Genomic DNA, 24,841 nt, shown 5'->3' with positions numbered 1-24,841 from the left:
CCGGTCAGTCAGTGCTCCTCACCGTCACCGTCGGCAACACGAACATTCATCTCGGTGTGTTCGCGGGGTCGGGCGACCATGCGGAACTGGTCCGCGACTGGCGCATCCACACGCAGCCGCACCTGACCGCCGACGAGTTCGCGCTGCAGCTGCGGGGCCTCCTGGGACCCGACATCGAGCAGGTGACCGGGGTCGCAGGCCTGTCGACGGTGCCGTCGCTGCTGCGTGAGATGCGGGAGATGCTGCCGCGCTACTTCGGCCGCGGACCGCACGTGCTGCTGGAACCCGGTGTGCGCACGGGGGTGCCGCTGCTCGTCGACAACCCGAAGGAAGTGGGCACCGACCGCGTCGCCCATAGCCTGGCGGCGCACGAGAACTACCCCGACGGCCCGTGCATCGTCGTAGCCTTCGGCACGGCGACCGTGGTCGACGCGGTGTCCGCCAAGGGGGAGTTCCTCGGCGGCGTCATCGCGCCGGGAGTCAACCTCGCGGTCGAGGCGCTCAGCGAGCACACCGTCACCGTGCGCAAGGTGGAGCTGATGCCGCCGCGGAGCGTGATCGGGAAGAACACCGTCGAAGCATTGCAGTCGGGAATCATCTACGGTTTCGCCGGACAGGTGGACGGACTGGTCGAGCGGATCCGGCGCGAGGTGCCGGGATTCGACGGCGACGACGTCACCGTGGTCGGAACCGGATTCATGGCGCCGCTGATGATCGGCGAATGCCGCACCATCACCGCCCACCATCCGCATCTGGCGCTCGACGGCCTGCGTCGCGTCCACGAACGGAGTCGTCGGAGCGGAAAGGGGCGAGTGTGAGCACGAGTGCGGAAGGTCGGACCGTCGTCTACGGCCGCGACATCCGAGTGGGTCAGGTGTACCACCTCGGCGAGTACGCGCTGACGGAAGACGATCTCGTCGAGTTCGCCCGGCGTTGGGATCCGCAGGGATTCCACATCGATCCGGACGTCGCCGCGACGAGCCCCTACGGCGGGCTGATCGCGAGTGGCGTGCACAGCTTCGCGATCATGCAGCGACTGTCGGTGCTCGACGTCTACGACCATTGGGCGGTGATCGCGGGCAAGGAGATCAGCGATGTCGCCTTCCTGCGTCCGGTTCGCGCGGGCGACGTGCTCACCGGCTCGCTGACCGTCACCGCCGTCACCTTCGACGACCGCAACCGCGCCCTCGTCGAAGTCGACACCGAGCTGATCGTCGCGGGTAAGCCGGTCCTGCGCACGCACACGGCCTCGTACGTGCACGCCGCGCCGCCGGCCTGAACCCTCCCGAGCCCCACCCCGCTGGTTGAGCCCGGCGGAGCGCAGCGGAGCCGGTGTCGAAACCCCCTCACCCCCCCGCCGCTGGTTGAGCCCGGCGGAGCGCAGCGGAGCCGGTGTCGAAACCCCCTCACACCCCCGCCGCTGGTTGAGCCCGGCGGAGCGCAGCGGAGCCGGTGTCGAAACCCCCTCACCCCCCCGCCGCTGGTTGAGCCCGGCGGAGCGCAGCGGAGCCGGTGTCGAAACCTCGTCACGCAGGCCGGGTCCTGCAAACCCTCAGTTCCGCGCGTCGACGGTCAGCGCCGGCTTGGCGGTGTCGGTCGGGTCGTCGGCGAGCTGGCCCCACATGGCGTCGACCATCGGCTGCAGGAACAGCTGTCCGACGTTTCGGACCATCATCGCGACGGTCTGTTCGGCCACACTGCGCCGCGTTCCGGCGAGCCCGGCGTCGCGCATCTTGCTCACCTCGTCGCGCGCGAGCTCGGTGAGCTGGCTGAGCAGCGACGTCGAGCCGTTGGGGTCGAGCAGCACGCGACGCATGTAGCCGACGACCACCGGGTTGTCCTTGAGCATCGCGCGCACGGCGTCGTCGCGTGCGGCCGCGACCTCCGCAGGCGTCCCGTCGCTCGGCACGCTCGCGATCGCCGTCCGGTGGTATTCGACGATCAGCTCTTCGACGGCCCGTCGCAGGCCGTCCTTGGTTTTGAAGTGGTGCTGGACCAGGCCGACCGTGACCCCGGCCTCGGCGGCGACGGCACGCATCGAGACCCGTTCCTCACCGTGCTCGGCGTACAGGTCCAGTGCGGCGTTCCGGATCTTGGCCTTCGCAGTGAGATCGCCGTCGGCTGCGCGGGGATCGCTCATCGTCTCGTCCTCCTTGGTTCGGGGCGAATTCTACGGTGCACCCATTGACCGTTACGCATGTCATGTTTACGGTACGTATGTATAGTACGTTGAGTGAACGGCATCACAGGGCCGGTTCCGGAATCCGTGGCAACCGGGACCGGGTCGGCCGGAATGACAGGAGTGGGCAGATGAGTCAGAGTTCCGAAGCGGTCATCGTCGGCGCGGTGCGCACGCCCGTCGGCCGGCGCGGCGGGGTGTTGAGTGGGTGGCATCCGGTCGACCTGCTCGGCGCGACCATCGCCGACCTCGTGGACCGCAGCGGTGTCGACCCCTCGCTCATCGACGACGTGATCGCCGGCTGCGTGATGCAGTTCGAGCAGCAGACCGGCAACCTCGGCAGGCACGCCGTGCTGGCGGCGGGTCTGCCGGAGTCGGTTCCGGCCGTCACGATCGACCGGCAGTGCGGTTCGGGGCAGCAGGCCGTGAGTTTCGCCGCGCAGGCGGTGATGGCCGGTTCCCAGGACCTGGTGATCGCATGCGGGGTCGAGTCGATGTCTCAGGTTCCGCTGCCGCCGTCGATGGTCCCGGGCGCGCCGCTCGGCCCGCAGTACAGCCCGCGTGAACTGGGGCGGTACGACGGCGGGCTGATGGCCCAGGGAATGTCGTCGGAGCTGATGAACACTCGATTCGGGCTCACGCGGGCCGAGCTCGACGAGTTCAGCATGCGCAGCCACCGACGGGCCGCCGCGGCGACCGCCGACGGCCGATTCCGCGAGCAGTTGGTTCCGCTGCGGACCGACCCCGCTGATCCGACGTCGCCGATCGTCGACCGCGACGAGGGCATCCGCGAGCAGCTCGACCCGGCGAAGATGGCCTCGCTGCGCACGGTGTTCGCCGACGACGGGATGACGACGGCCGCGAACTCGTCGCAGATCAGCGACGGCGCCGCCGCGCTGCTCATCGCATCGCGCGAGTTCGCCGAGCGGCACGGGCTCACCCCGCGGGCGCGGTTCCGCGCGCTCAGCGTGGCCGCCGACGATCCGGTCATCCAGTTCACGGCGATCCTCGAGTCGTCGCGCAAGGCACTGAAGCGGTCGGGGCTGTCGGTCGACGACATCGATCGGTTCGAGGTCAACGAGGCCTTCGCGGGCGTCCCGCTGATGTTCCAGCGAGAGTTCCAGGTCCCCGACGACAAGCTCAACGTGAACGGCGGTTCGGTCGCCCTCGGTCATCCGCTGGGTTCCACCGGGGCGCGGATGCTGACCGATCTGCTGTGCGAGCTCGAGCGCTCCGGCAGTCGCCTCGGACTCCAGACCATCTGCGAGGCGACGGGCACCGCCAACACGACCATCATCGAACGGATCTGAATCCATGACCGACATCGTCCGCGGACTGCCGTCCACCCACGGCGACAGCTTTCAGCTCAACACCACCACGCTCATCCGCCATGCCGCGCGGACCTTTCCGGAGCAGCAGATCGTCTACCGCACGCCCGACGGCGGCTGGGACCGGTACACCTACGCCGACGCCTACGCGAGGATTCAGCAGGCGGCGAACGTCCTGACGGGCCTCGGTGTCGGTCCGGCCGACGTCGTCGGCATCCTCGACTGGAACAGCAAGCGGCACTTCGAGCTGTACTGGGCCATCCCGGGCACCGCCGCCGTGATGCTGCAGATGAATCTCCGCCTCGCGCCGGAGGATCTGGGCTACGTGACTACGCACAGCGGCGCGTCCGTGGTGCTGGTCGACGAGTCGCTGCTCCCCGCCGCGCGCGAGTTGGCGCCGCACGCTCCCGGAGTGCGGACGTGGGTCGTCATGTCCGACAGGCCGTCGTCGGAGATCGATCCGGGCCTGCCGAACGCGGTGTTCTTCGAGGACCTGATGGCGGAGGCCTCGGCCGAGTACGACTGGCCGGTCATCGACGAGACCTCTGCCTACAGCGCCTGCTACACCACCGGGACCACCGGCCGCCCGAAGGGCGTCTACTACTCGCACCGCGGCATCTACCTGCACACGATGGCGCAGGCCGCGGCGGTCAAGATGGGCAGCGACGACACCGTCATGCTCATCACGCCGATGTTCCACGGACAGAGCTGGGGGCTCCCGCAATCGGCGGTGTACTCGCAGGCCAAGGTGGTGCTGCCCGGCCGATATGCGGCCGAGGACACCTCTGTGCTGGTCGACGCCATGATCGCCGAACAGGTGACCGTCGCGAACGGTGCCCCGGCCATCTTCGGCCCGATGCTCGCGTACCTCGAGACGCTCGACGAAGCCCCGGACCTGAGCCGAGCGCGTCTGCTGTGCGGAGCCACCGAGCCGCCGCTGTCGATGATGCGCGGCTTCTTCGAGCTGACCGGTGCCGACGTCATCCACGCCTACGGTGCGACGGAGACGACCCCGTTCGTGACCGTCAACGCCGGGATCAAGCCGACCCTGACCGGGCTCAGCGACGACCAGCGGTGGGACCTGAAGAGGTGTCAGGGCCTTCCGGTGAACGGCATCGAGGTGCGGATCGTCGACGCCGCCGGTGCGGACCTGCCGCACGACGGCGTCGCGGAGGGCGAGCTGCTGATTCGCGGTCCGTGGATCACCGAGCGGTATCACGACCTCGACGACGCGCCGGGCGAGCGCTTCATCGACGGTTTCTGGCGTAGCGGCGACGTCGCGACCATTTACCCGAACGGGTACCTGAAGGTGGTCGACCGCCTCAAGGACGTGGTGAAGAGCGGCGGCGAGTGGATCTCGTCGATCGACATGGAGAACGCGGTCGTCGCACATCCGCGGGTGGCCGAGGCCGCCGTCATCGGGGTCGCGCATCCCAAATGGCAGGAGCGGCCGGTGGTGCTGCTGGCGACGGTCGACGGCGACGACGTGCCGCTGTCGGAGATCCACGACCTGCTCGCGACGAGGTTCGCCAAGTGGCAGCTTCCCGACACGGTGATCCGGGTCGACGCGCTGCCCCGCACCAGCGTCGGCAAGCTCGACAAGAAGGTGATGCGGGTGGAGTACGCCGACCTCTACCAGGTCGTCCGGTGAGCGGCCGGCGATCGTTCCTCGACAACCCGACTTCACTCGTCAACGGAAGGCGACACCCATGACCGCACTGTTCCCCGACTACCGGGCGCCCTGGGAGAGCGACGACCAGGCCGCGCTCCGCGCTCACGCGCGATCCTTCATCGCGAAGGAGGTGACACCGCACGAGGAGCGCTTCGCCGCGCAGCATCAGGTGGACCGCGACCTCTGGACCAAGGCCGGCGCCGCCGGACTGCTCTGCCTCGACGTCCCCGAGGAGTTCGGCGGGTCGGGCGGCGACTTCGGCCACGAGGCGGTGGTCCAGCAGGAGCTGTGCGCCGCAGGCGACTCCGCGCTCGCGTTCGCGGTGCACTCGACGATCGTCGCGCACTACCTCAACTCGTACGCGACCGACGAGCAGAAACGACGCTGGCTGCCCGGCTGTGCGACCGGCGAGTCGGTCCTCGCCATCGCGATGACCGAGCCGGGCACCGGCTCCGACCTCCAATCGGTGCGCACCACCGCCGTCCGCGACGGTGACCACTACGTCATCAACGGCTCGAAGACGTTCATCTCCAACGCCTCTCACTGCGATCTGCTGGTGATCGTCGCCAAGACCGATCCCAAACAGGGCGCCAAGGGGATCTCGCTGTTCGTCGCCGAGACCGCCGATCTGCCCGGATTCGAGCGCGGCCGGGTGCTGGAGAAGATCGGTCAGCACGGCCAGGACACCCGCGAGTTGTCGTTCACGGACATGCGGGTCCCGGCGGACAATCTGCTCGGCGGCGTCGAGGGGCAGGGCTTCTATCAGCTGATGAGTCAGCTGCAGCGGGAGCGGCTGATCATCGGTGTCGGTGCGGTCGCGGCCGCCGAGGCGGCGGTCTCCGAGACCATTGCGTACGCCAAGCAGCGCGAGGCGTTCGGCAAGCCGATCCTGAGCTTTCAGAACACGAAGTTCGTTCTGGCCGAATGCAAGGCCGACGTGCTCGCGGGCAAGACTCTCGTCGATCACTGCATCGGCGAGCAGATCGCCGGGCGCCTGGACCCGGCGACGGCGTCGATGGCCAAGCTGTGGGGTACGGAGAAGCAGAAGAAGATCGTCGACCGCTGTCTGCAGCTCTTCGGCGGCTACGGCTACATGATGGAGTACCCGATCGCCCGCATGTACACCGACGCCCGGGTGCAGACCATCTACGGCGGCACCAGCGAGATCATGAAGGAGTTGATCGGCCGGTCGTTGTAGGCGCTCGGCGGGCCGGCCTCACCCCAGCGGATTCGTCAGCAGCAGTTCGCAGTTGCGGTCGGCCGCGGAGCCGAGCAGGTCGTCGTCGCGGTGGATGTCGTTGTACGACAGCTCGCGGTACAGGCTGGCGAGGCCGGCCTGCGAGAGGTCCGACGGGTCCGCGGTGTAGCGGCTGTCGGCCTCGATCAGAGGCGTGAAGATGCTGATCGTTCCGTCGCGGTTGTCGGAGACCTCGATGATTCGCGCGAGCTGCGGGAAGTCGATGTGGCTGGCGGTGTTGATCTCCCAGAAGCTGTGCTTCGGCGTGGCGCCGCGGTGCGCGATCATCTCGTTGCGGTGGGTGTGGCCGTTGACCCACGCGATCACGTTGGGATGCTTGTGCAGCTGGGCGACGAGGTGCTCGCCGTCGTACTGCTGCTCGCCCGGCGTCTCGGGGTTGGGCAGCTTCGCGGTCATCGTCTTCGACGTGTGATGGCTGAAGACCAGCACCAGCTTGTCGCGATTGGCGGCGATGGTGCGGTTCATCCAGTCCAACTGCTTCTGGCTGATCGAGCCGTCGGCGATGCCGAGGCTGTTGGTGGTGTTCAACGAGATGCCGAGGACACCGTCGGAGATCGAGAACGCGTACCAGGACGGCCCGTCGGGGTCGGTGAAGCCGTGGCCGAGCGGCCCGGCGCCCTTGATCGCCGGGTCGAAGTGGCGGCGGATGAACTCGCGCGGCGAGAACGGACGACGCGAGTTGTCGGCGGTCACCGGGATCGCCGGGCCGGTGACGCGCAACTCGGCGAGCAGCGGGCCGAGGGACGCGGGATCGGTGCTCAGCGCGCGGCCGATGGCGGCTGCGGTCGGATCGGTGTCGGGGAGGTCGTACTTCACGTTCGAGAAGTACAGCCAGTCGACGATGTTGTTCGGGACCGTGCCGAGCAGCTGGTCGTCGTGGTTGCCGAACACGGCGAACCAGGGCACGTTCAGTCCTGGACTCGAATGGGTCTTGATGGCGGCGTGCAGCATGCCGGGTATCTGAATGAACCCGCGGTCCTTGTAGATGTCCCAGGAGTCCAGCTCCGGGCGATAGTAGAGCGACGAGCCGAGTGCCTGCAGGCCCTCGAACCGGTTCTTGGCTCCGGTGTTCGGCGTGATCTGCCCGCCGGACAGGATGTGCTGGAACCAGCCGAGTTCGACGACCTCGTGGTTGTCGGTGTTGTCGCCGGTGGAGACGACGCAGTCGAAGGCGCGGCCGGTGAACGGCCCGCGAGCCAGCGAGTTGATGCGCTTCACGAGGGCGACGGCGCCCTGCGTGCCCAGCGCCTCCTGCGGCCGGAACGCCGGTCCCTGCACCGGATGGACGTACTCGAACCGAGCGGGGCTCTGGACATCGGTGATGTGGATGTCGGTGAGCTGCACGAACGACGCGAGCGCCGACCGCGCGTTCTCGCGGCCCGACTTCGCCGCCGCCAGTTCCTGCCGGATGTACAGCGGCCAGCCGCTGCCCGCCACCAGCGGGCGGTAGCCTCCCTTGCGCGCGCGGCCGGGCACGGCGACCTGCGCCATCGTGGTTCCGGACGTGTTCGCCATGGCGGCGGGATCGGCGTGGACGTGGCCGGCCAGTGCACTGCCCGCGGCGACGGCTCCGGCGGTCGCCGCGCTCGCGCGGAGGAACTGACGGCGGGAGAGGCGGTTCGACGGCATGGGTGTCACTGTAATGCGCAGCACACCTCCCGGACTCATCTGGGACGGATTCGTGTCAGAGTTTGTTCAGCGTCCGTTCTGCTTGTGCCGTTGGTTGTGACCACCAGGTGGTCACAACCAACGGCAATCGGGGCGATCGGAGTTATCCACAGGCTCATCGAACGGCTGACTGTTCGTCGACGGCTCGGCACAGTGAGGCTATGGGGGATTCATCGGGGGCCGCGGGGTCTCGCCTTGCTCAAGTACTGCGTCAGCAGGACGGGGTCACCACGCGGGCTCAGGTCCTCGCGTGTGGGCTGGACGCGGCATTCGTTCGGCGCCGATTACGCAACCGGGACTGGGTGCCGGTCCACCCGGGGGTGTACGTCTCGCACACGGGGCCACTGACGAGGCGGCAGCGAGAATGGGCCGCGGTGCTAGCGCTGGCACCGGCTGCGCTCAGTCACGAATCGGCGATCATCGCCGCGGGAGGGGACGCTGCAGGCCTCAACGCCAAGGAGAACGGTCCGATCCAGATCGTCGTCGATGCGAAGCGAAATCTGGTCCGGCCTTCAGGCGTCTCGCTGCACTACAGCCGTCATCTGAGCGACCGAATCCTCTCGCACACCAACCCGCCTCGGGTCCGGCTCGAGCATGCCGTCCTCGACGTAGCGGGCGAGGCCACTTCGGACTTCGCAGCGATCGCGTGCCTTTCCGATGTGGTCCAGGCTCGGCTGACGACCCCGGACCGACTGCTGGCGGCGCTGGCCGAGCGAGATCGCACCGGGCGGCGCAAGTTCATCGAGACCGTCCTGATCGACGTGCGCGACGGCGCCTGTTCAGTGCTCGAGCACCGCTACCTGATCGACGTCGAACGAGCGCACGGTCTGCCACGCGCGGTACGGCAGTCGCCGACGATGGTCGGGCGCCGCGGCTACCGCGACGTCGAGTATCGGGAGTGGGGACTGATCGTGGAGTTGGACGGACGTCTGCACCATGACAGCGCATCGGCCCGGGACGCCGATCTGGAACGAGATCTCGACGCCGCGGTGTTCGCGGACAAACGGAGTCTGCGTCTGGGCTTGGGGCAGGTGGTCGACAAATCGTGCCGGACAGCGTTCAAAGTGGGCAGGGTGCTGAGCGGACTCGGATGGCCCGGCTCTGTGAAATCCTGTGGTCCGCAGTGCGCGATGGAGGAATGCCGTTGATCGTGACCACCAGGTGGTCACGATCAACGGCACAACCCCAGGTAGCCGAATTAAACCCACGTTCGCGCTGGGTCTGGTCAGTGGCGGTTTCGCATGGCAGACTGTTCGTCGTGATCAAGAGCTGTCAGGAGTGTTGTCGAGGCTGAAACCGCGCTTTCGCGGTCGGCCCCATTCGCCAACCTCCGCTCGTTCGATCATTCTCAGAGGACCACCTCGCCATGACGCTCGCATTCTCTGCACCTGTCACCACTTCGTACACCGCGACGCCGCTGTCGTTGCAGGCCGACCAGTACCGCTCGACGATCGCCGACGGGGCGGTCGCCGTCGACCTCCGTGATGCGCTCGCCCGGAGCGCGGACGGCGCGCTGATGGGGGCGATGGCCCTCGACGTCGACGACGCGCTGGAGCTGCTGGCTCCCGACTCCCCGAACCGCCTGCGCACGGCGACCGCCGACGCCCGCTGGGTGCTGGTCAGCGACGACGGCTACGACGCCGAGATGCTGGCCTGGCACCTGCAGGCGCGGGGCGTGCGGGGAGCGCGTTTCGTCGTCGGCGGGCACACCGCGCTTCGGGCGAGCCGCATCAACGGCGCCGTCGGCGACGACGTGCTCGGACTGTTCGATACCCCCTGATCATCCGCTGATTGGTCTTGTCCCTGGTGGGGCGCATAACCTGGGTGCGTGACTGACCAGGTTTCCAGCGCCCCGAACACCAAGACCGCCGCCGTCGACCAGGCCCCCGAGCAGGTGCGGGTCCGACAGGAGAAGCGTGAGCGGATCCTCGACGAGGGTCGTCAGGCGTACCCGGTCGCGGTGGAGCGGACCCACAGCCTCGCCGAGATCCGCGCCCAGTACCCGGATCTCGAGGCGGGCACCGAGACCGGTGAGCAGGTCGGCGTCGCCGGCCGGATCATCTTCCTGCGCAACAAGGGCAAGCTGTGCTTCGCCACCCTGCAGGAGGGCGACGGCACTCAGCTCCAGGCGATGGTCAGCTTCAACGGCGTCGGCGAGGAGGCGCTCGCGCGCTGGAAGGCCGACACCGACCTGGGCGACATCGTCTTCGTTCACGGCGAGGTCATCAGCTCCCGCACCGGCGAACTGTCGATCATGGCCGACTCCTGGGAGATGGCGTCGAAGGCGCTGCGCCCGTTGCCCGTCGCGCACAAGGAGATGAACGAGGAGTCGCGCGTCCGTCAGCGGTACGTCGATCTCATCGTCCGGCCCGAGGCCCGCGCGATCGCCCGGACCCGCGTCGAGGTGATGGCGCAGCTGCGCAAGTTCATGACCGACCGCGGCTTCCTCGAGGTCGAGACCCCGATGCTGCAGACGTTGCACGGCGGCGCGGCGGCACGTCCGTTCGTCACCCACTCCAACGCCTTCGACATGGACCTCTTTCTGCGCATCGCGCCGGAGCTGTTCCTCAAGCGCTGCGTGGTCGGCGGTATCGAGCGGGTCTTCGAGGTGAACCGGAACTTCCGCAACGAGGGCGCAGACTCCACGCACTCGCCCGAGTTCGCGATGCTCGAGACCTACCAGGCCTACGGCACCTACGACGACGCCGCGGTGATGACGCGCGAGCTCGTCCAGTCGGTGGCGATGGGCGCCCTCGGCACGCTGACCCCGACCATGCCCGACGGCAGCACTTACGATCTCTCCGGCGAGTGGACCGAGCTGTCGATGTACCCGTCGCTGTCCGAGGCGCTCGGCGAGGAGATCGTCCCCGCCCAGACCACGGTCGACGAACTCCTGAAGATCGCCGACCGCGTCGGCCTCGAGGTCCCGAAGGACAAGGGCTACGGCCACGGCAAGCTGGTCGAGGAACTGTGGGAGCACCTGGTCGGCAGCAAGCTCGACGAGCCGGTGTTCGTCCGCGACTTCCCGGTCGAGACCTCTCCGCTGGTGCGGTCGCACCGCAGCATCCCCGGCGTCGTCGAGAAGTGGGACCTCTACGTCCGCGGATTCGAGCTCGCGACCGGCTACTCCGAACTCGTCGATCCGGTCATCCAGCGTGAGCGGTTCGTCGACCAGGCGCGCCTGGCCGCGGCCGGCGACGACGAGGCCATGGTTCTCGACGAGGAGTTCCTCGTCGCGATGGAGCACGGCATGCCGCCGACCGCGGGCACCGGAATGGGCATCGACCGCCTGCTGATGGCCCTCACCGGACTCGGCATTCGCGAGACGGTGCTGTTCCCGCTGGTCAAGCCGATTCAGTAGCGGCTCGCTAGATGTCCATTCCGGCGGCGCGCGCCTGCATCACCGTGGTGCTCTGACCGTCGATGGTCTCGCGGAGGATGTCGGCGTGGCCGCTGTGGTGGGCCAGTTCGCGGAGCATGTTGAGCACGATCCAGCGGGCCGAGCGGTACTGGGGGTCCGGCGCCCACGGCGCGACGGGCAGCGGGATCGCCGCGTCCGGGTCATCGAGTGCGCGCAGCGCGGCCGCGGTCTTCTCCCGCTGGTCGTCGAAGTGGGCGAGCCAGTCGGCGAGCGTCTCGTCGTCGGACAGCGCATAGGTGGTCGACGCGGCCTCCATGTCGAACTGCGCGGTCGGGTCGGCGTCTGCGATCACCTTCCACCAGTGACGATGCGTGAAGGTCACGTGCTTGACGAGTCCGCCGATACTGAGCTCCGACGCGGTCGGCGTCGCGCGGGCCTGCTCCTCGGTCAACCCTTCGGCGGTGGTGCGGAAGTTGGTGCTCTGCTCGTCGAAAGTGGCTATCAGATCGTCTATTTCGCTCATGTCGCCGACGGTACGTCGCCGACGGTGAGTCCGTCGCGGAGTCGGCGGATCGAAGGATGCGTGCCGAACCGGTCAGTGTTCGCGATGCCGACCGGCCCGGCGCGCATGCCGGACCGCCCGGTCATCTGGACTGATAGAACGTCCACGGCTCGTCGGCGACCGTCGATCCGTCGGGCGACGTGATCAGCAGACGGTCCGGATGGACGTGATAGGTGTACCCGTTGTTGTAGGCGTGGAAGCCGTATGAGTCGCGGGTGGCGCCCCACAGGTCGATGGTCTCCCCGGTGGCCTTGCCCTTCCCGCTGTACTCCCAGCCGGTCGGCCCCTGAACCGGGCAGATCGCGACCTGCGACCACGCGGACTCGGCGAGGACCGCCGCGGGTCCATTGCAGTACGGACCGTCCGGGAATCCATCGGCGGATGCGGCGCCGGAGCCGATGGTCGCCGCGCCTGCGGCGATCGTCGCGGTGAAGACCGCCGCCGCGGCGATCCTGGTTGTCGTGCGTGTCGTGCTTCGCATGGTGACCACTCCTTCGCAGGTGGGCGGGGCGGTCGTGCCGCTATGTCGTCCTGCGTGCGTCGGTGTTGTTTTCTCGACCGCCTACCCGGGTTGTCGAGTCGGAGCGAGGGCACCGTTAACGTGCCGTCGTTCGAATGAATGACACTCGCGGTGTCGTGGTCAGGGGATGAGCCGTACCCGGCGGGCGTTCACGACCGCCTCGAAGCGCGAGGACGCGTCGAGCTTCACGAGCAGCGCTTTCACGTGGCCCTTGACCGTGTGGAGTCCGATGCCGAGGCGCTCTGCGATGGCCGGATTCGTCAGGCCCGCGCCCAGCAGACTGAGCACGTCCTGCTCCCTGGCGGTGAGTCGGACGGTGAGCTCGGGCTCCGGTGCGTCGCCCGCGAGCTGGTTCGCGATCTCGAGCATGCGGGCGCGGACGGCCGGATCCTCGACGTCGGCGGCCAGCCCGCGGAGCTGGGCGTAGGAGTCCTGGACGCGGCTGCGCCACGCCGACAGTTCGCGTTCTTCGTCGTCGGTGCGGATCGCGCCGAGCACCTCGGCGACCGTCAGCTGCTGCTCCACCGCCCGGGCCTCGTCGGTGACGGCGTCGAGTGACGTGTCGAGCTGGTGTTGCGGACCGCGCCGGGCGGCGTAGAGAACGCCGACGTGCTTGCGGCCCACGATGATCGGTGCGGCGACCATCGAATACAGCTGCTCGGCGCGGATGATCGCGTCGTAGGTGTGGGTGATGAGCGGCGACTGGACGTAGTCGTGCAGCGCGGTGGCACGTCTGCGCGTGAGCACGCGGCCGCCGAGTCCGTGGCCGTAGTCGAGCTGGACGCCCCGCAGCGGTCCGACCACGTCCCCGTCGAAGTAGCTGAGCTCGATCGCGTGGTCGTCGTGGGCGGCGGGAACCACGCGGCCGGCGAAGGCGAGGCTGGCGCCGGTGCGACGGCGGAGTCGCTCGAGCGGGCGACGCAGCTGTCGCGCGAGCTCGTCGTAGGGCGCACCCCTCTTCGGAGGGTTGCCGGTGTCGCGGGTCACAACGATCATTGTCCCAGATCCTGCCGTCGACACGAGTGGAGAGTCAGATGAACGCGAACCAGCAGGCACTGGCCTGGCTTGCCGAGTACCGATCGCCGGGGGCGAGCGCCGCCCACCTGCTGTGCGATCGACACGACTCGGACGCGATCGCGTTCACCCTCGTCGAACCCGACTTGAGCTTCGACTCGATGACCTGGGCCCAGCTGGCCGACGAGTCGCGCCGCATGGCGACGGTCCTGGCGGCACGCGGGGTGCGACGCGGCGATCGGGTGCCGGTGCTGCTGGGCAAGCGACGCGCGCTGGTGGTGACGCTGCTCGGTCTGTGGCGACTGGGTGCGGTCCACGTCCCGCTGTTCACCGCGTTCGCCACGGGAGCCATCGAACTGCGGACGGAGGGCTCCGGCGCGACGATGGTCGTCACCGACGCCTCCCAGCGCGACAAGGTGGATCCGATCTCCGCGGTGACGGTGCTCGACGTGGACGATCTGGTCGCCGAGTCGGCGACGGCGGAGCCGCTGGCCGAGTCGGTCGCGATCGGCGGCGACGAGACGCTCGTGCAGCTCTACACCTCCGGGACCACGGGCAAGCCGAAGGGCGTCCCGGTGCCGCTGTTCTGCCTCGCCTCGTTCCAGACGTACCTGCATTACTCGCTGGACGTCAGCGCCGACGACGTGTTCTGGAACGCCGCCGATCCGGGCTGGGCGTACGGACTCTATTACGCCCTGCTCGCGCCGATGGTCGCGGGCCGGACCAGCCTGCTGCTCAATCAGGGGTTCACCCCGGAGTCCACCGTCGACGTCATCGCGAAGTTCGGCGTCACGAACTTCGCCGCGGCCCCGACCATCTACCGGGCGATGCGCGCGGGCGCCGACCTCGACGGCATCACCCTGCGCCGGGCGTCGTCGGCGGGGGAGCCGCTGACTCCGGACATCGTGTCGTGGGGCGTCGACAACCTCGGCTGCGAGGTCCGCGATCACTACGGCCAGACCGAGCTCGGCATGGTGATCGGGAACCACTGGCATCCCGAACTCGCCGAGCCGCTCAAGACCGGATCGATGGGGCAGGCGATGCCGGGCTTCACCGGCGGCATCGTGGAGGGCCAGATCGCACTCGACGTGAAGGCCAGCCCGCTGCTCTGGTTCTCCGGATACGACGCCGCGCCCGAGAAGACCGCTGAGCGGTTCACCGACGACGGGGCCTGGTACCTGACGGCGGACACCGGCCGGGTCGACGAGGAGGGCTACTTCTCGTTCACCTCGCGCGACGACGACGTGATCCTGGCGGCCGGGTACCGCATCGGCCCGTTCGACGTCGAGAGCGTGCTGGCCGGTCATTCCGCGGTCAATGAGGTCGCGGTCGTCGGCCGTCCGGATCCGGAGGGGATCCGCGGTGAGGTGGTCGAGGCCTTCGTCGTGCTCGCCGCCGGCGTCGAGCCGACCGAGGACCTCGAGACCGAGCTCAAGAACCTGGTCCGCGATCAGTACTCCAAGCATGCGTACCCGCGCACCGTGCACTTCGTCGAGTCGCTGCCGAAGACGCCGAGCGGCAAGATTCAGCGCTTCATCCTGCGCCGCTGACGTGAATGAATCCCCGATCCGGCCATCTACTTCGCGCGAACCGCCGGATCGGGCCCGATCGGGGATTCGAATACGAGCGGCAATTCCGTGCCAGAAACATACCGGTCGGTTGGTTTCTGTATGGCACAGTTGTCCGTGTGGTGGGGAATATGTGGATGCGGGCGGGGGTCGCCGGTGTCTTCGCCGCGCTGTTGGCCGCGATGGGCTCGGTCGGTGGGATGCTGCTGATGGACCGGGGCGTGGATCGCTGTCTGCCTGCGATGCAGGACGCGCACACCGAAGCCGCGGCTGCGGGGACGTGGCTGGCGTGGACCGCCTATCTCGCCGTGGTCGCGGTGGGCTGGGCGACCGTCGTCGGGCTGACCACACGCCCGCGGTCGTGGGTGATCGTCTCGGTGATCGCACTGGCGGCGATGGTCGTCGCGCTCATCGGGATGCACGAGTTCGGTTCCTCGATGTGCGACTCGAACTTCTCACGGTCGCAGCGCGGCTGACCCGGAACGGCCACCGCTCGGCGGGCGGCCGGCGTTCAGCCGAACTGAACGCCGACATCCCGCCGAGCGGATCGGTCGGATCCAGACGCGAGGAGTCAGCTCATCTCGCGCTTGAGGATCTTTCCCGCGGCGTTGCGGGGGAACGCATCGACGATCTCGATGGCACGGGGCACCTTGAAGTTCGCGAGGTGCTCGCGCGCGAAGGCGATCACGGCGGCCGCGTCGACGTCGGAACCGGGCCTGACCGTCAGGAACGCCTTGCCGACCTCGCCCAGCCGCTCGTCGGGCACGCCGATCACGGCGGCTTCGGTGACGTCCGGGAAGCGGGACAGCAGCTGTTCCACCTCGGCGGGGTAGACGTTGAAGCCGCCGCAGATGTACATGTCCTTGAGGCGGTCGGTGATCGTGAGATTGCCGCGCTCGTCGAGGGTGCCGATGTCACCGGTGTGCAGCCAGCCGTCGGCGTCGATGGTCTCGGCCGTGGCTCGCGGGTTGTCGAGGTAGCCGCGCATCACCATCAGGCCGCGGGCCAGCACCTCGCCCTCCTCGGACAGCTTCACCTCCATGCCGGGGAAGGCACGACCGCAGGTGGTCGCGACCGTCACGGCGTCGTCGTCCGGACGGCAGGTGGTGATGAAGCCGCTGGTCTCGGTCTGCCCGTAGGCGGTGACGACGGCTTCGACGCCGAGGTCGGACTGCAGCCGCTCGATCAGCACGACGGGGACGATCGTCGCGCCGGTGACGATCAGCCGGAGGCTCGACAGGTCGTACTCGGCGCGGGTCGGGTCGTCGAGGATGGTCTGGAAGATGGTCGGGGCGCCGGGGAAGACGGTGATCTTCTCGCGCGCGACCATCTTCATCGACTCGCTCGGGGAGTACACCGCGAGCGGGAGCATCGTCGCACCGAACAACAGCGACGGCAGGATGCCCGCCTTGTAGCCGAACGTGTGGAAGTACGGGTTCACCATCAGGTAGCGGTCGCCTGCGCGCAGCCGGCCGTTGTCGCCCCACGCGTGGGAGCCGTGCACCGTCTGCTGGTGCTCGGCCATGACGCCCTTCGGGGCTCCGGTGGTGCCGGAGGTGAACAGGATGTCGGAGAGGTCGTCCTCGCGGACCGCCTCGGCGCGCTCGCGTGCCTGCTCCACCAGTTCTGCGGAGGCCGACGCCATCAGCGCGTTCCAGCCGACCACCCCGTCGGCGTCGGCGGCGTCGTCGAGCGGGACGGAGACGACCGTGCGACCCTCGGGGATCGAGGAGCCGAGTACCTCGGCGAGTCGGTTGATCCCCGCGAACTCCCCGGAGACCACGACGACCTTCGCGTCGGACCGGTCGATGATGTCGGTCGCCTCGCTCGCGGTGTATCGGGTGTTCAGCGGGATCAGGACGGCGCCCGCGTACTGGATGCCGACGGCCGCGATCGGCCAGTGGAAGCTGTTGGGCGCCCACACCGCGACGCGGTCGCCGTGCCGGACGCCCAAACCGATGAGGCCGGCGGCGAACTCGCGTACGCGGTCGGCGAACTGCGGCCAGGTCAATTCGATGTGCTCGCCCCATTGGTCGTCGACGACGGCGATGCCGTCGGGCCACTGCGTCTCGGCACGGTGCAGGGCGGCGGGGGTGGTGAGCGGGTTCGGGAGCATATGCAAAACCTAGCAAACGCTTGGTAGGTTAAGCTAGCTGTCATGACGACGATCAATCTCGCCGATCGCACCGTCGATCTGGGCGAATGGGCGGCAGCGACACCGAATGCCGCAGACGAGTTCGCGGCGGCCGTCCGCGAATGGCTCGAGGACAATCTGGTCGGCGAGTTCGCCGAACTGCGCGGCCGCGGCGGCCCCGGCAGTGAGCACGAGTTCTTCGCGGAGCGACTCGAGTGGGATCGCCACCTCGCCGCTGCGGGCTGGACCTGCCTCGGCTGGCCCGTCGCGCACGGCGGACGCGGTGCGACCATCGAGCAGCGAATCATCTTCCACCAGGAGTATGCGCGCGCCAACGCTCCGGCGCGGGTCAATCACCTGGGCGAGGAGCTCCTCGGCCCGACCCTGATCGAATACGGCACACCCGCGCAGCAGGAACGCTTCCTGCCGGGCATCGTCAACGTGACCGAACTGTGGGCGCAGGGCTACTCCGAGCCGGGCGCCGGCAGCGATCTCGCCGGCGTCGCCACCTCGGCCGTGCTCGACGGTGACGAGTGGAAGATCAACGGCCAGAAGATCTGGACCTCGCTCGCGCACCTGTCGCAGTGGGCCTTCGTGATCGCGCGCACGGAGAAGGGCTCGCAGCGCCACAAGGGCCTGAGTTTCCTGCTGGTCCCGCTCGACCAGCCGGGCATCACCATCCGCCCGATCCAGCAGATCACCGGAACCTCGGAGTTCAACGAGGTCTTCTTCGACGATGCCCGCACCGAGGCGGACCTGATCGTCGGCGAGCCCGGCGACGGCTGGAAGGTCGCGATGGGGCTGCTTCAGTTCGAGCGCGGCGTCTCCACCCTCGGTCAGCAGGTCGGCTTCCGGCGCGAGCTCGAGAACATCATCGACATCGCGCGCAGCAACGGTTCGATCGACGATCCGTCGATCGCCGAGCGGCTGCGGCGAGCGAAGGTCGGGCTGACGGTGATGGAGGCCAACGCGCGGCGGACCCTCGCCGGCGACATCGTCTCCGAGGCCGGCGCCGCATCGGTCACCAAGCTGCTGTGGGCCAACTGGCACCGCGACCTGGGCGAGCTGGCCGTCGCGGTCGTCGGCGCGCCGTCGCTGATCGGTCCCGCGGCGACCACCGAGGGCCGCGCCAACGACATCGCCGATCCCGAGCACGTCGAACTCGACGAATGGCAACGACTTCTGCTCTTCACCCGCGCCGACACCATCTACGGCGGCTCGAACGAAGTGCAGCGCAACATCATCGCCGAGCGAGTGCTCGGCCTTCCCCGAGAGGCACGCGCATGACCGACACCCGACCCGTCTCGCCCCTGGCGACCCCGCCGGAGGAGATCGGCGGCCACAATCTGCTCGCAGGCAAGAAGGTGATCGTCACCGCCGCGGCGGGCACCGGCATCGGCTTCTCGTCCGCCCGGCGCGCCCTCATGGAGGGTGCGGACGTTCTCGTCTCCGACTTCCACGAGCGCCGTCTCGGCGAGACCGTTGAGAAGCTGTCGGCGGAGTTCCCCGAGCGGACCGTCGTCTCGTACGTGTGCGACGTGTCGAGCACCGAGCAGGTGGACGCGCTCATCGACAGTGCGGCCGAGCAGCTGGGCCGCATCGACGTCCTGGTCAACAACGCCGGACTCGGCGGCGAGACCCCGGTCGCGGACATGACCGACGAGCAGTGGGACCGTGTCCTCGACATCACCCTGAACAGCACCTTCCGCGCCACCCGCGCCGCCCTGCGGTACTTCCGCGGCGTCGACCACGGCGGCGTGATCGTCAACAACGCCTCGGTCCTGGGCTGGCGTGCGCAGCGCGGACAGGCACACTATGCGGCGGCCAAGGCCGGCGTCATGGCGCTGACGCGCTGCTCGGCGGTCGAGGCCGCCGACCACGGCGTCCGCATCAACGCGGTGTCCCCGTCGATCGCCAAGCACCCGTTCCTGGCCAAGGTGACGACCGACGAGCTCCTCGACCAGCTGGCGTCGAACGAGGCCTACGGTCGTGCCGCCGAGGTGTGGGAGATCGCCTCCGTCATCGCGATGCTGGCCAGCGACTACACCACCTACATGACCGGCGAGATCGTCTCCGTCTCCAGTCAGCGCGCCTGACCCTCTGCGAAAGAAGCACCCTCATGACTACACCTCAGGCATACATCGTCGACGCCGTCCGCACCCCGGTCGGCAAGCGCAACGGCTCGCTCGCCGCGGTCCACCCGGCCGACATGGGCGCTCACATCATCAAGGCGATCGTCGAGCGCACCGGCATCGACCCCGAGACGGTCGACGACGTGGTCTTCGGCTGCGTCGACACCATCGGCCCGCAGGCGGGCAACATCGCCCGGACCGCGTGGCTGGCCGCGGGCATGCCGCTCGGCGTCCCGGGCACCACCGTCGACCGGCAGTGCGGCTCGAGCCAGCAGGCCATTCATTTCGCGGCGCAGGCCGTGATGAGCGGAACCCAGGACGTGGTCCTGGCGGGCGGTGTCCAGAACATGAGCGCCATCCCGATCAGCCAGGCGATGATCGCCGGCCAGCAGTTCGGCTTCACCACGCCCACGGCGGAGTCGAAGGGCTGGACCGAGCGCTTCGGCGACCAGGAGATCAGCCAGTTCGTCGGCGCCGACATGATCGCCAAGAAGTGGGGCATCACCCGCCTCGAGATGGAGGAGTTCGCACTCCAGAGCCATCAGCGTGCGAAGGCCGCCATCGCGGAGGGCCGCTTCGCGGGCGAGTACGTCGCGCTCGGCGACTGCGTGGTGGACGAGTGCCCGCGCGAGACCACGCTCGAGAAGATGGCGTCGCTCGACGTGCTCGCCGAGGGCTCGCAGCTCACCGCCGCCGTCGCCTCGCAGATCTGCGACGGCGCCTCGGCGACGCTGGTGGTGTCGGAGAAGGCTCTCAAGGAGTACGGCCTGACCCCGCGCGCTCGCATCCACCACATGTCCGTCCGCGGCGACGATCCGGTGATGATGCTGTCGGCGCCGATTCCGGCCACCGAGTACGCGCTGAAGAAGACCGGCATGAGCATCGACGACATCGACGTCGTCGAGATCAACGAGGCCTTCGCGCCCGTCGTGCTGTCGTGGCTCAAGGAGACCGGTGCCGATCCGGCGCGGGTGAACCCCAACGGCGGCGGCATCGCCCTCGGCCACCCGCTCGGCGCGACCGGTGCCAAGCTGTTCGCGACCATGCTGAACGAACTCGAGCGCACCGGCGGTCGCTACGGGCTCCAGACGATGTGCGAGGGCGGCGGCACCGCCAACGTCACCATCATCGAGCGTCTGGGCTGACTCGACGCAGCTCAGCGACGCCACTGACGGGCCCGGGTCGAATCGACCCGGGCCCGTTTCGCGTCCGGTGATGCGATGCACCGGCTGCCCCTGTGATTCATGCCACCGAAGTGGCTACACTTGGGATGACTGAGAGATTTTGTCTCAAACTTCTCGAGCGACTCACGAGTGGAGAGTGGAATGACCAAGCCGGCAGATGTGGCCGTGCGTGCCGGGGACAAGGTGTCCTCCGAAGCGCACACGATGGAAGAACTGGTCGAGATCCAGAAGGCGGCGTTCCTGCGCGACGGGATTCCCGACGCCAAGACTCGCATCGACCGGATCAACCGGCTCGGCCAACTGCTGCTCGACCACTCCGACGAGATCACCGCCGCCCTCACCGAGGACTTCGGCTCCCGTCCGGCGGACCTGTCGATCGCAGCGGACGTCGCAGGCTGCATGATCGACCTCGCGCACCAGCGCCACAGCGCCGAGAAATGGATGAAGGAGACCAACGTCGCCAAGGTGGCGGGGCTGGCGGGCTTCAAGCAGCGCCTGCGCCGCGATCCGCTCGGCGTGGTCGCGATCATGGGCCCGTGGAACTTCCCGCTGCAGCTGACGATCGTGCCCGCCGCGTCGGCGCTCGCAGCCGGGAACCGCGTGCTGATGCGTCCGTCGTCGATCACCGCGAAGACGACCGACGTGATCGCGCGCGTCGCGCCGGACTACTTCTCGATCGAGGAACTCGCGGTCATCACCAGCAAACACGGCGGCGGCTCCGACTTCGCGAAGCTGAAGGTCGACCACATGTTCTTCACCGGCTCGCCCGAGGTCGGTTCCTCGGTCGCGCAGGAGGCGGCGAAGAACCTGGTGCCGGTGACCCTGGAGCTCGGCGGCAAGAACCCCGCGATCGTCGACCGCGACACCGACATCACCAAGGCCGCGCACTTCCTGGCCGACGCCCGCATGATCAACGGCGGCCAGGTGTGCCTGTGCCCCGACTACGTCTTCGTGCCGGAGGACAAGGTCGGCGAGTTCACCGACAAGGTGATCGCCCGGTGGACCAAGAACTTCCCGACCGTGGTCGACAACGCCGACTACACCTCGACGATCAACGAGAAGAACTACAACCGGATCGTCGGCCTGATCGACGACGCGGTGAGTCTCGGTGCCAGTAAGCAGCAGGTGCTGCCCGCAGGCGAGGAACTGCCGAACGCCGCGGCGCGCAAGATTCCGCCGACTCTGCTGACCGGAGTGACTCCGGGCATGAAGATCGAGGACGACGAGGTCTTCGGACCGGTACTCACCGTGTACCCGTACCGCGATCTGTCGGAGGCGATCGACAAGATCAACTCGGCCGGACATCCGCTCACCCTCTACTGGGCCGGCGACGACAACGCGAACCTGAAGACGGTCGCCGACAACACCCGCAGCGGGTCCATCTCCGGCAACGACTTCGGCCTGCACATGCTGTCGCAGGGACTGCCGTTCGGCGGCGTCGGCCGGTCGGGCATGGGCAACTACCACGGTGAGTTCGGGTTCAACACGTTCAGCCACGCGCGGGCCGTCACGGTCTCCTCGTTGCCGATCTCGTTCGCCGAGGTGATGAGCCCGCCGTTCACCAAGCGCGACGCTCGGATGACCGGAATGCAGATGAAGTTCTGGCGATTCCTCAACGGGCGGGCGATCAAGAAGAACGCCAAGCGACGCTGACCTCGGATCGGCACAGCTCTTTCGGTGCGCCCCATCTCGCCGCTCACGCGGCGGGGTGGGGCGCACCCGCGTGTGCGACGCGATGCCGGTTCTTCTTTACCAACCAAGCACTTGCTAGGGTGGGGTAAGCCATACACAGGAGGAACGTTGGCGTCGAAGACATCCACGACCGGGCTCAGCCGTCGCGACGAGCTGCTGGGGATCGCCGGTCAGCTCTTCGCCGATCGCGGACTGCGGTCGACGACCGTCCGCGACATCGCCGATGCCGCAGGCATCCTGTCTGGCAGTCTGTATCACCATTTCGACTCGAAGGAGTCGATGGTCGACGAACTGCTGCGCGGCTTCCTCGACTCGCTGTTCGCGCGCTACCGTGACATCACCGATGCCGGACTGTCCGCGACCGATACTATCCGGCAGTTGGTGATCGCGTCGTTCGAGGCGATCGACTCGCGTCACACGGCCGTCGCGATCTACCAGAACGAGTCCCGCCAGCTGATCGCGCAGGAACGGTTCGAGTACATCGCCGAACGCAATCTGGAGTTCCGCAAACTGTGGGAGTCGGTGCTCCGCCGCGGTGTTCAGGAAGGCGACTTCCGCGCCGACCTCGACATCGACCTCGTCTACCGGTTCATGCGAGACACCGTCTGGGTGGCCGTTCGCTGGTACCGGCCGGGCGGGTCGATGACGGTGGAGCAGATCGCCGACCAGTATCTGTCGATCGTGCTCGACGGCATCCTGCCGCGCTGACCTCGCCCCGCGGTTCGTATGATCGCTGTCGTGAACGAGGGGGATTCATGGCGCAGCTGATCGACGACGTACCGGATCTGACGTATCACTACACGTTCGTCGAAGGCGACCGCCGGAAGCTCGAGAAGGCCGCGATGATCGTGTGGCTGCGGTGGAATCCGGGACTGTGGGCCGTGATGGCGTTCGAAACGGCCCTGGTGACGTTCTTGTCGGTGATGTCCGGCGACTGGTGGTGGCTGACGGCGATTCCGTTGATCCTCATGATTCTCTGCGGTGCGAACTGGTCGCGCACCCGTCGGCAGAACCGGCAGGTCGATCCCGGCAACCAGATCGCCGTCGGTGTCGACGATCACCTGCTGCGCGTGGTCGACTCCACGGGCCAGATCGTGTTCCCCTACCGGGCGTTCAAGGCCGTTCACCGGCTCGACGGCTGGGTCGGCCTCAAATTCAAGAAGGGGCGCGTCCTGTTGCTCCCGGTTCAGGTGTGCCCGCCTGAGCTCCTCGCACTTGTCGAGAAGCAGATCGGCGGCTGAGTCGATCGGAAGGTCAGCGTTCCCTCCGGGCGCGAGGGCGCTGGTGACCTGCCCGTCCCCGTGAGGACTGTTCGTGGACTATATGTCCATCGGACGTGCTGACGGGGACGCGGAGGACGGCTTGTTTCGGTAGCGGTGCTGGAGGTTCAGCGCTTCTGCGACGCCGTCACCGTGAACTTCGAGTTGCGCGCGACCTGACGGGTCGGGCCGACGATCCGTTCGAGCGCGGCGCGGTAGCGAAGGTGCGAGTTCCACACGCACCACAACTCGCCGCCGGGCGCGAGGGCGCGGGCGGCGTCGGCGAAGAGGTGGCGCGCGACGCCGGTCGACAACGCGGCGTCGCTGTGGAACGGGGGATTGAGCACCACGAGTTCCTGAGTGCCGTCGTCGACGGACTCGAGGCCGTCGGCCTGCTCGGCGCGGACTCGATCCTCGACGCCGTTGGCCGCCGCGGTCGCCCGGGCCGACGCCGCCGCGGCGGCGGAACGGTCGGTGGCCAGGACCTGCAGGTCCGGTCGTGCCAAGGCGAGTCGGGCCGCCACCGCACCGGTGCCGCAGGCGAGGTCGACGGCCGTCGCAGCGACGGGGACGGCGTCGTCGAGCACTGACAGCAGGAAACGGGTGCCGATGTCGATCCGATCGCCGGCGAACACCCCGCCGTGGGCCGCAACGGTCAGGCCGAGGTCGTCGTGCCTGCGCGTGCGGGGCCATTCGGCGAGGGCCGCTGTCGCGGCCGCTCTGCGAGGCCCTCGCGCGAACAGGACGCGAGACTTCTGGCGGGCGTGACTGACGTCGACGCGGCCGAAGAACTCGCCGAACACGGCGTTCATCGCGACCGACATGTGCTTGATCCGACCGCCGGCCACCACGACGACGTCCTGGTCGGCACGCGCAGCGATGTGCGCGGCCACCTCGGCGAGGCGGTCGAGACTGCGCGGCAGCCGCATCAGCACGACCGTCGCGCCGTCGAGCGCGTCGTCGAGGCCGGTGGACGTCGGGAGCACGAGCCCGAGGCACTCGGCGTTGAGCGACAGCGCTCGCTCGCCGGTGATCCCGTCCTGGTGACTGCGCACACCGCGCGCTCCGGCGGCGGTCGCGCCGAGACTCAAGGCACCGTAGGCGTCGTCGACGACCGCCAGCGCGCCGGATGCGCCGTCGTCGATCAGCGTCGCGGCCTCGTCGAGGATCAGTCGGTCCGCCGCATCGGACGCGAGCAGGCCGTCGCCCTCGATGTCGGGGTCGCGCCGGAGCAGGGAGAAGTCCACGATCGGCAGATTACCGGTGAGCGGTCGCGCGGCTGGAATCGCGCGCCGCGAGCGGTAGCGTCG

The 24,841-nt window shown here is 68.3% G+C and carries 24 protein-coding genes; 16 read left to right on the top strand and 8 right to left on the bottom strand.

Annotated features, from left to right (window positions below; translation table 11 throughout):
• Nucleotides 1-11: 11 nt before the first annotated feature.
• The gene (locus tag SCNU_RS13930; RefSeq protein WP_009680026.1) at nucleotides 12-818 is read left to right on the top strand and encodes a type III pantothenate kinase; all 807 of its coding nucleotides are present in this window, start codon (nucleotides 12-14) and stop codon (nucleotides 816-818) included.
• A complete protein-coding gene (locus SCNU_RS13925; RefSeq protein ID WP_009680025.1) occupies nucleotides 815-1,279 on the top strand; it encodes a MaoC/PaaZ C-terminal domain-containing protein in 465 nt (154 codons plus the stop codon). Before SCNU_RS13930 ends, SCNU_RS13925 begins: the two co-directional genes overlap by 4 nt.
• A gap of 273 nt (nucleotides 1,280-1,552) precedes the next feature.
• Here the strand turns inward: SCNU_RS13925 and SCNU_RS13920 are convergent, their stop codons facing one another.
• Nucleotides 1,553-2,140, bottom strand: a complete 588-nt coding sequence (locus tag SCNU_RS13920) for a TetR/AcrR family transcriptional regulator (protein WP_009680024.1) — start codon at nucleotides 2,138-2,140, stop codon at nucleotides 1,553-1,555.
• Nucleotides 2,141-2,310: 170 nt separating this feature from the next.
• On the opposite strand from SCNU_RS13920, the gene SCNU_RS13915 reads away from it, so the two are divergent.
• From SCNU_RS13915 to SCNU_RS13905, 3 genes are read left to right on the top strand one after another with little or no spacing between them, the layout of a single operon-like run.
• Nucleotides 2,311-3,489 (top strand): thiolase family protein, encoded by a 1,179-nt coding sequence (locus SCNU_RS13915; RefSeq protein WP_009680023.1) that lies wholly within the window; start codon nucleotides 2,311-2,313, stop codon nucleotides 3,487-3,489.
• Nucleotides 3,490-3,493: 4 nt separating this feature from the next.
• Entirely contained in the window at nucleotides 3,494-5,158 is a 1,665-nt protein-coding gene (locus SCNU_RS13910) for a long-chain-fatty-acid--CoA ligase (RefSeq protein WP_009680022.1), read from the top strand.
• A 58-nt stretch (nucleotides 5,159-5,216) separates the two neighbouring features.
• A complete protein-coding gene (locus SCNU_RS13905) occupies nucleotides 5,217-6,377 on the top strand; it encodes an acyl-CoA dehydrogenase family protein (RefSeq protein WP_009680021.1) in 1,161 nt (386 codons plus the stop codon).
• Nucleotides 6,378-6,395: 18 nt separating this feature from the next.
• On the opposite strand, the gene SCNU_RS13900 is transcribed toward SCNU_RS13905, so the two are convergent.
• On the bottom strand, nucleotides 6,396-8,066 hold the full coding sequence (locus SCNU_RS13900) for a TIGR03767 family metallophosphoesterase (RefSeq protein WP_009680020.1): 1,671 nt from the start codon (nucleotides 8,064-8,066) through the stop codon (nucleotides 6,396-6,398).
• Nucleotides 8,067-8,479: 413 nt separating this feature from the next.
• Here SCNU_RS13900 and SCNU_RS13895 point away from each other — a divergent pair, with 413 nt between their 5' ends.
• The 3 genes from SCNU_RS13895 to lysS all read left to right on the top strand — a co-directional run bounded on the left by SCNU_RS13895 (nucleotide 8,480) and on the right by lysS (nucleotide 11,466).
• A complete protein-coding gene (locus SCNU_RS13895; RefSeq protein WP_009680019.1) occupies nucleotides 8,480-9,253 on the top strand; it encodes a hypothetical protein in 774 nt (257 codons plus the stop codon).
• A gap of 218 nt (nucleotides 9,254-9,471) precedes the next feature.
• Nucleotides 9,472-9,885 carry a hypothetical protein gene (locus SCNU_RS13890; RefSeq protein WP_009680018.1) on the top strand — a complete coding sequence of 138 codons (414 nt, stop codon included), beginning with the start codon at nucleotides 9,472-9,474 and terminating at the stop codon, nucleotides 9,883-9,885.
• Nucleotides 9,886-9,933: 48 nt separating this feature from the next.
• Nucleotides 9,934-11,466, top strand: a complete 1,533-nt coding sequence (lysS, locus tag SCNU_RS13885; protein WP_009680017.1) for a lysine--tRNA ligase — start codon at nucleotides 9,934-9,936, stop codon at nucleotides 11,464-11,466.
• 7 nt (nucleotides 11,467-11,473) lie between these two features.
• Here lysS and SCNU_RS13880 read toward each other — a convergent pair whose 3' ends face one another.
• The 4 genes from SCNU_RS13880 to SCNU_RS13870 all read right to left on the bottom strand — a co-directional run bounded on the left by SCNU_RS13880 (nucleotide 11,474) and on the right by SCNU_RS13870 (nucleotide 13,544).
• A complete protein-coding gene (locus SCNU_RS13880; protein ID WP_009680016.1) occupies nucleotides 11,474-11,989 on the bottom strand; it encodes a DinB family protein in 516 nt (171 codons plus the stop codon).
• Nucleotides 11,986-12,114 carry a hypothetical protein gene (locus SCNU_RS20990; RefSeq protein WP_009680015.1) on the bottom strand — a complete coding sequence of 43 codons (129 nt, stop codon included), beginning with the start codon at nucleotides 12,112-12,114 and terminating at the stop codon, nucleotides 11,986-11,988. Before SCNU_RS20990 ends, SCNU_RS13880 begins: the two co-directional genes overlap by 4 nt.
• Nucleotides 12,111-12,509 (bottom strand): hypothetical protein, encoded by a 399-nt coding sequence (locus tag SCNU_RS13875; RefSeq protein WP_009680014.1) that lies wholly within the window; start codon nucleotides 12,507-12,509, stop codon nucleotides 12,111-12,113. Before SCNU_RS13875 ends, SCNU_RS20990 begins: the two co-directional genes overlap by 4 nt.
• A 159-nt stretch (nucleotides 12,510-12,668) precedes the next feature.
• Nucleotides 12,669-13,544, bottom strand: a complete 876-nt coding sequence (locus SCNU_RS13870; RefSeq protein WP_175284108.1) for a helix-turn-helix transcriptional regulator — start codon at nucleotides 13,542-13,544, stop codon at nucleotides 12,669-12,671.
• A gap of 38 nt (nucleotides 13,545-13,582) precedes the next feature.
• Here SCNU_RS13870 and SCNU_RS13865 point away from each other — a divergent pair, with 38 nt between their 5' ends.
• Both SCNU_RS13865 and SCNU_RS13860 read left to right on the top strand, forming a co-directional pair.
• Nucleotides 13,583-15,112 carry an AMP-binding protein gene (locus SCNU_RS13865; RefSeq protein WP_040518489.1) on the top strand — a complete coding sequence of 510 codons (1,530 nt, stop codon included), beginning with the start codon at nucleotides 13,583-13,585 and terminating at the stop codon, nucleotides 15,110-15,112.
• A 137-nt stretch (nucleotides 15,113-15,249) separates the two neighbouring features.
• Nucleotides 15,250-15,606: a hypothetical protein gene (locus SCNU_RS13860; RefSeq protein ID WP_139026018.1), complete on the top strand. Its 357-nt coding sequence runs from the start codon at nucleotides 15,250-15,252 to the stop codon at nucleotides 15,604-15,606.
• 95 nt (nucleotides 15,607-15,701) lie between these two features.
• Here SCNU_RS13860 and SCNU_RS13855 read toward each other — a convergent pair whose 3' ends face one another.
• Entirely contained in the window at nucleotides 15,702-17,246 is a 1,545-nt protein-coding gene (locus SCNU_RS13855) for a FadD3 family acyl-CoA ligase (protein WP_009680010.1), read from the bottom strand.
• Nucleotides 17,247-17,288: 42 nt separating this feature from the next.
• Between SCNU_RS13855 and SCNU_RS13850 the strand changes: the two genes are divergently transcribed.
• From SCNU_RS13850 to SCNU_RS13825, 6 genes are all read left to right on the top strand, one after another.
• Nucleotides 17,289-18,551, top strand: a complete 1,263-nt coding sequence (locus tag SCNU_RS13850; RefSeq protein WP_009680009.1) for an acyl-CoA dehydrogenase family protein — start codon at nucleotides 17,289-17,291, stop codon at nucleotides 18,549-18,551.
• A complete protein-coding gene (locus SCNU_RS13845; RefSeq protein ID WP_009680008.1) occupies nucleotides 18,548-19,360 on the top strand; it encodes an SDR family oxidoreductase in 813 nt (270 codons plus the stop codon). The genes SCNU_RS13850 and SCNU_RS13845 overlap by 4 nt, the downstream gene beginning before the upstream one ends.
• Before the next feature lie 23 nt (nucleotides 19,361-19,383).
• A complete protein-coding gene (locus SCNU_RS13840; protein WP_009680007.1) occupies nucleotides 19,384-20,541 on the top strand; it encodes an acetyl-CoA C-acetyltransferase in 1,158 nt (385 codons plus the stop codon).
• Nucleotides 20,542-20,721: 180 nt separating this feature from the next.
• Nucleotides 20,722-22,233, top strand: a complete 1,512-nt coding sequence (locus SCNU_RS13835; protein ID WP_009680006.1) for an aldehyde dehydrogenase family protein — start codon at nucleotides 20,722-20,724, stop codon at nucleotides 22,231-22,233.
• 147 nt (nucleotides 22,234-22,380) lie between these two features.
• A complete protein-coding gene (locus tag SCNU_RS13830; protein ID WP_009680005.1) occupies nucleotides 22,381-22,980 on the top strand; it encodes a TetR-type transcription factor C-terminal domain-containing protein in 600 nt (199 codons plus the stop codon).
• Between the two features lie 47 nt (nucleotides 22,981-23,027).
• Nucleotides 23,028-23,513 carry a hypothetical protein gene (locus SCNU_RS13825; protein WP_009680004.1) on the top strand — a complete coding sequence of 162 codons (486 nt, stop codon included), beginning with the start codon at nucleotides 23,028-23,030 and terminating at the stop codon, nucleotides 23,511-23,513.
• 146 nt (nucleotides 23,514-23,659) lie between these two features.
• Here SCNU_RS13825 and SCNU_RS13820 read toward each other — a convergent pair whose 3' ends face one another.
• The gene (locus tag SCNU_RS13820; RefSeq protein ID WP_040518487.1) at nucleotides 23,660-24,778 is read right to left on the bottom strand and encodes a class I SAM-dependent methyltransferase; all 1,119 of its coding nucleotides are present in this window, start codon (nucleotides 24,776-24,778) and stop codon (nucleotides 23,660-23,662) included.
• Nucleotides 24,779-24,841 lie beyond the last annotated feature (63 nt).

The sequence above is a fragment of the Gordonia neofelifaecis NRRL B-59395 genome (assembly GCF_000192435.1).
Classification (GTDB): domain Bacteria; phylum Actinomycetota; class Actinomycetes; order Mycobacteriales; family Mycobacteriaceae; genus Gordonia; species Gordonia neofelifaecis.
The sequence above is the reverse complement of the archived record's forward strand: the minus strand, read 5'-3'. Positions and strand labels throughout refer to the sequence as shown.